The following is a 6,711-nucleotide window of genomic DNA, read 5'->3' on the forward strand; positions in this document are numbered from 1 at the left end:
TTCCACTACTATCTGGGCTAGTCACGTAAAGAAAAACTAACCGATTAAACAAAAGACAATTGATAATTAAAACTTAAGACCATAGTGTAAATAATAAAGATTCTTTAATTTTGACGCCACACACCTACAACAAAATGAAACCAAAAATAACAATCATCGGCGCAGGAATTTCAGGATTAACTGCTGCAGTATATTTACATAAAAGTGGCTTTGAAGTATCCATTTTAGAAGCTTCCAATCGTGCAGGCGGAAGAATAAAAACAGATGTAATAAACGGTTTTCGGCTAGATCAAGGATTTCAAGTTTTACTTACAGAATATCCAGAATGCAAAGCGTTACTAAACTACGACAAACTAAATCTAAAACGTTTCTTACCAGGAGCAACAGTTCTTTACGACGGCGGACAATTTGAAATCGCCGACCCATTTCGTCGTCCGTCAGCAACATTTGCTACACTTTTTGCTCCAGTTGGAAGTATAAAAGACAAAATAAATACGTTATTTTTAAAAAATAAATTACTAAAAACTTCGGTTCCATCAATTTTTAAGCAACAAGAAGTTACTACACTTTCGCAATTGTCAAAATACGGTTTTAGCGACAAAATGATCAACCGATTTTACAAACCATTTTTCTCAGGAATTTTTCTAGAAAATGAATTAGCAACCTCCAACAGAATGTTCGATTTTGTAATGAAAATGTTTTCTGAAGGTGACGCTGCAATTCCAGAACTTGGTATGGAAGAAATTCCAAAACAGTTAGTTGCACTTTTACCAGAAAACACCATTCAATACAATACCAAAGTCACAAGCATTGAAAACAATAGCATCATCAACCAATCTGGGCAAGTTTTCAATACCAACAAAATTATAATTGCAACCGAAGCTACCGGATTTGCAAAAAACTATATTTCAAAAGAGCAAACTCGTACGCATCAAGTTACCAACGTATATTTCTCAACTTTAATTCCTCCAACAAAGAAAGCTGTAGTTGTTTTAAATGCTTCAAAAAATAAAAAATGGGTCAATAATTTATCGGTAATGAGCAATTTATCTACTAAATATGCACCTCAAAACGAAGTATTAATTTCGGTTTCTTGTAATGAAATTAATGATCTCGACGATAATACTATTGCAGAAAATATGAAATCCGAATTAAAAACATGGTACGGAAACCAAGTTGATAATTGGAAATTAGTAAAAGTTTACAAAATAAAATACGGCTTACCCAACCTAAAAACTATAAAAAACGAGCTACAACCTTCAGATTATTGTATTAATGAAAATTTATTTATTTGTGGTGATCACACTTTAAATGGTTCCATAAACGCGGCAATGAAATCTGGACGAATTGTCGCAGAACACATTATAAAGGAATACGAAATTTTGCAACAATAAAACAAAATTATGTAACGCTGTCCTACAACCTTTTCGCACCTTTGTAAGAGTAACTATACCTCTAAAACTTGCAAACCAACAAACAAATTCGACTTAAAAAAATCTTAAAGAAAACTTTGAAAGTTTTCCTGTGGATTATTGGTTCGTTTCTAACTTTATTCTTATTACTAGTTCTTGCTCTTCAAATTCCTGCAGTTCAAAATTTTGCTAAAGATAAAGCCGTAACCTACTTAGAAGGAAAAATTAAGACCAAAGTTGCCATTGATAGAATTGAAATCGGAATTCCAAAGAAAGTAATTCTTGAAGGTTTTTATTTTGAAGACCAACAAAAAGACACACTTCTTGCTGGAAAAAAATTAGCTGTTGACATTAGTCTGTTTCAATTACTAAACAATAAAATCGAAATCAATTCGGTTGATTTACAAGACATCTCTGCAACTATTTCTCGTGATGAAAACGAAACATTCAATTTTGATTACATCATAAAAGCATTTGTATCGCCACCAAAACCAGAAGATGATTCGCAACCCATGGAATTTTCTATCGATAAAATCAATATCGACAAAGTAAAATTCAACTACTCTGATGCGACATCCAAAAATGATATTTCAGTAAACCTAAATCACTTTGACACCAATATAAAAACGTTCGATTTAAACAAAATGGAATTCGATATTCCAAGAGCTAAAATCGACGGATTGAAACTAAAATTTAAGCAAGGAATTGCTTCTGCAAATACTAAAAAAGCGACTTCAAATAAATCATCCGAAACCAATTTGAATTTAAAATTAGGCAAAATAGATTTGTCTAAAATTGATGTTGTATATGAAAATGAAGCTTCAAAATTAAACACAAAAATCAACCTTGAAAAACTAAACGTAACTTTCAATTCTATAGATTTAAATAAGGAATTAATTGATATTGAAACATTAGAATTAAACAATACAAAAGGAAGTTTAGAATTAGGAAAAATTGAAAAAATTATAAATCAAAACGAGGTTGCTTCTACTCCATCATCGTCCAATTGGAAAGTAAAAATCAAAAAAGCCGATTTGAAAAAAGTAGATTTTAAATTTGATGACGCTAGTTCCGTTGCAACAAATAAAGGTGTTGATTACAAACATTTAGACATTCAAAATTTTAATCTAAATGCCGAAAATATTGATTACAGCGAACAAAATACTTCGGGAAAAATAAATTCGTTAACCGTTAAAGACAAAAGCGGATTAAACATTCAAGCACTAAAAACCAATTTCAATTACAATAATAATGGTGTTTCATTAAAAAATCTAGATTTAAAAACGCCACAAACATCGCTAAAAGATGAAGTAATTGTTGGTTATGCTTCTGTGCGAAGTATTCAAGAAAATTTGGGTGAAATGAGTGTGAAAGCCAATTTGAAAAACAGTAAAATAGGTTTTAAAGACATTTTATTATTCGCGCCAACTTTAGAAAATACAAGTCCGTTTGATACCAATCCGAATGCAATTTTGTCTGTAAATTCAATTATTTCTGGAAAGTTGAATAACATTTCATTTCCAAATTTAGAAGTTTCGGGAATTGGAAGTACCAAAATTAATGCAAGCGGAAAAATTGTAGGTTTTCCAGATATGAAGAAAGCGTATTTTGATTTGAACATTAAAAATTTAGAATCCAGTTCCAAAGATGTGGCGCAATTTGTACCAAAAGGAACCATTCCGAGCAACATTCAATTGCCATCGAAATTCAATACTACAGGAACTTTTAAAGGAACAATGAACAATTTTGCAACCGATTTAAAATTGGTAAGCAGTTTCGGAAATGCCAAAATCAAAGCCACATTTGATCAACGCAGAAAAAATCAGGAAAAATATAATGCACAAACCGAATTGGATAATTTCGATTTAGGAAAATTGATAAAAAATGATTCCATCGGAAAAATATCTTTGAAAGCCAATGTAAAAGGTTCTGGATTGAATCCGAAAACGGCAAATGCAACTGTTGACGGAACTATTTTAAAAGCCGATTTCAACGATTATGTTTATACCAATCTCAAATTAAAAGGAAAAATAAACAACGGATTATTCAATTTAAACGCCAATGCAAACGATCCTAATTTAACCTTTAATATGATTTCTAATGGTAGTTTTAAAGGAAAATATCCATCAGGAAAATTGAAGTTAAATGTTGATATTGCCGACTTAAGAAAGCTTAATCTTCATGCTGGTGCATTGAAATTAAGAGGCGAAATTGACGCAGATATCCAATCGGCAGATTTAGATTATTTGAACGGAAAAGTTATCGCCAACAATTTTATAATCGCCAATGAACAAGAACAATTTGTATTGGATTCTATAAATGTTATTGCAACTTCAACCGCAGAAAAGAATACATTAGTAGTGAAATCGCAGTTCATGAATGCAGATGTTACTGGAAAATACCAACTTTCAAAAATTGCTACTGCTTTACAAAATTCGATTTCCAACTATTACAACATCAATTCTAATTCTAAGAAAGTATCGGTAAAAGACCAACAATTTGCTTTTAAAGTTGATGTAAAAGACAATCCAATTCTGTTGAAATTCATTCCAGAATTAAAGAGTTTATCACCAATTGCACTTTCAGGAAGATACAATTCGGTTAACGATTCGATAATTATTAATGGTAACATTCCAAAACTAGTTTATGGAACCAATGCTATTTCTGGTGCGATTTTAAAAGTAGACACGAAAGATAATGCATTGATTTACAGTTTGGTTGTAGATGATATTCAGAATGCAAGTTTTCAATTGCCTTTCACCAATATTACTGGAAAAGTCGAAAATAATATTGTTGATTATTCGGTACAACTAAAGGATTTGAAAAACAAAGAACGCTATTTACTGGTTGGAACTTTAAAATCAGAAAACGGAAATTCAGATATCAATTTGAATCCAACCAATTTAATTCTGAATTACGAAAAATGGAATTTGTCAGAAGAAAATCTAATTCGAATAGGAAAAAACGGAATTTACGCCAACAATTTTGAGTTGAACAAAGACGGAAATTCTATTAAAATTCAATCGCAATCAACGCAACCAAATGCACCTTTAGCAATTGATTTTAAAGATTTTGAAATAGAAACGTTAACCAATATAGCACAAAAAAGTAATTTGCAAATTGGCGGAAAAATCAATGGAAATGCGCAGTTGAAAGATTTGATGCAAACAGTAAAATTCACGTCCGATTTAACAATTGACAATTTTACTTTTCAAAAAGATACAGTCGGAAATTTAAAAGTAAAAGTTGACAACCAAATTGCAAATACGTACAATGCCAACGTAGAAATCACTGGATTTGACAACCAAGTTAATTTGGATGGAAATTACAAAACTTCCACTAGCAGTTTCGACTTGAATTTAGACATTCAAAAACTAAATGTAAAAAGCATTCAAGGATTTAGTTTTGGAAACATTACCGAAAGTACCGGTTTCTTAAACGGTGATTTAAAAATTACTGGAACAACCGACAATCCAAAAATTATTGGTGATTTAAAATTTAATGAAGTTGGATTTAAAGTAAAACAATTGAATGCCAAATTCAAGTCGATGAACGACAATATTTCTTTTACTGAAAATTTAATTTCATTGGATAATTTTGTTATTAAAGATGAAAAAAATAATGATTTAACCATCAACGGAACAATAAATAGTCAAAATTTAGCCAACGTTGGATTCAATTTAAAAGTAGATGCTGCTAATTTTAAAGCTATAAATTCTAAAGCAAAAGACAACGATTTATACTATGGTGAATTATACTTAGATAATAATTTGACTATAAAAGGAACGATGGAAAGTCCTGTTGTTGAAGGCGATATCAAAATTAATAAAGACACCAAATTTACAGTTGTTTTACCACAAGATGATCCATCAATTGCCGACAGAGAAGGAATTGTTGAATTTATTGACCAAGATCAGCCACAATTAATTACCAAAGTTGCATTTGATGAAGAATTAAGTCAAACCGAAATAAAAGGTATTTTGGCATCAGTCAATATTGAAATCGATAAAGAAGCCGAACTGTCAATGATTATTGATAAATCCAATGGTGATTTCTTGAAATTAAAAGGCGAAGGACAACTTAATGGAGGCATTGATCAATCAGGAAAAACAACATTAACTGGTCGTTATGAATTGACTGAAGGAAGTTATGAAATGAGTTTTAATTTGATCAAAAGAAAATTTGATATTAAAAAAGGTAGTTACTTACTTTGGACAGGCGAACCAACGACTGCAGACATCAACATTACCGCCATTTACAAATCGGAAACTGCGCCAATTGATTTGGTAAATGATCAACTAGGAGAACTTACTCCAGAAGAACGAAACACTTATAAAGAACGAATTCCGTTTGAAACCGAACTAAAATTAAACGGCGAATTGCTAAAACCGGTCATTACTTTTGACATTGTTTTACCCGATGGAAATAACGATGTTTCTGCCGATGTAATCACGACAACACAAGCAAAACTGACACAATTGCGTCAACAACCTGATGAATTAAACAAACAAGTTTTTGCATTATTATTGCTCAATAGATTCATTGGTGAAAATCCGTTTTCTAGTGAAAGTGGCGGCACAACTGCTTCTGGTTTGGCAAGAGATAGCGCAAGCAAAATATTATCGCAACAATTAAACAACTTTGCTGGCGATTTAATTTCGGGAGTTGAAATAAATTTTGATTTGCAATCGACCGAAGATTATACAACAGGTCAAAAAGAGAACAAAACTGATTTGAATGTTGGAATTTCTAAAAAATTATTAAACGACAGATTGAAAGTTACCGTAGGAAGCAGTTTCGGACTGGAAGGCACACAACAAGCCAATCAAGAAGCCAATACTATTGCAGGCGACGTTTCATTAGACTATCAAATTACCAAAGATGGTCGATATAAAGTTCGTGCTTATCGCGTCAACAAATACCAAGTTGCTTTACAAGGACAAGTCGTAGAAACTGGTGTTGCCTTTATATTGACTATCGATTACAACAAGTTTCGTGAGTTATTTGGTAAAAATAAAGCAGAAAAAGGTAAAAAGAAGAAAGAAAATAAAAAGAAATCGGATGAGTAATTCAAGACTAATTGGACTATTTTTTATAGTAGTTTTTATAGTTTCCTGCAGCGGAACTAGAAGTTTGCCCGAAGGCGAATTGCTTTATGTTGGTGCAAAAGTAAAAGTTGAAGATACAGCAATTTCTAAAAAACAACGCAAAGAACTGCAATCGCAATTGTCTGATTTGGTGCGACCAAAACCCAATAAAACGTTTTTAGGAATGCGTCCAAAATTATTCTTTCATAATC

General features: G+C 31.6%; 2 protein-coding genes and 1 pseudogene. All 3 read left to right on the forward strand.

The window, feature by feature from the left end; genetic code table 11:
• Positions 1-134: 134 nt before the first annotated feature.
• A complete protein-coding gene (locus DIU01_RS13225) occupies positions 135-1,394 on the forward strand; it encodes an NAD(P)/FAD-dependent oxidoreductase (protein ID WP_290835196.1) in 1,260 nt (419 codons plus the stop codon).
• Between the two features lie 116 nt (positions 1,395-1,510).
• Positions 1,511-6,481 carry a translocation/assembly module TamB gene (locus DIU01_RS13230; protein WP_290835198.1) on the forward strand — a complete coding sequence of 1,657 codons (4,971 nt, stop codon included), beginning with the start codon at positions 1,511-1,513 and terminating at the stop codon, positions 6,479-6,481.
• Positions 6,474-6,711: pseudogene (locus tag DIU01_RS13235) on the forward strand (hypothetical protein); the annotation flags it as partial. The gene DIU01_RS13230 and the pseudogene DIU01_RS13235, both read left to right, overlap by 8 nt.

It is taken from the genome of Flavobacterium sp., assembly GCF_003525665.1.
Classification (GTDB): domain Bacteria; phylum Bacteroidota; class Bacteroidia; order Flavobacteriales; family Flavobacteriaceae; genus Flavobacterium.

What these genes read in the sequence shown, in the direction of transcription:
- DIU01_RS13225 (WP_290835196.1), top strand. Translation starts at nt 135, where the DNA reads ATGAAACCAAAAATAACAATCATCGGCGCAGGAATTTCAGGATTAACT.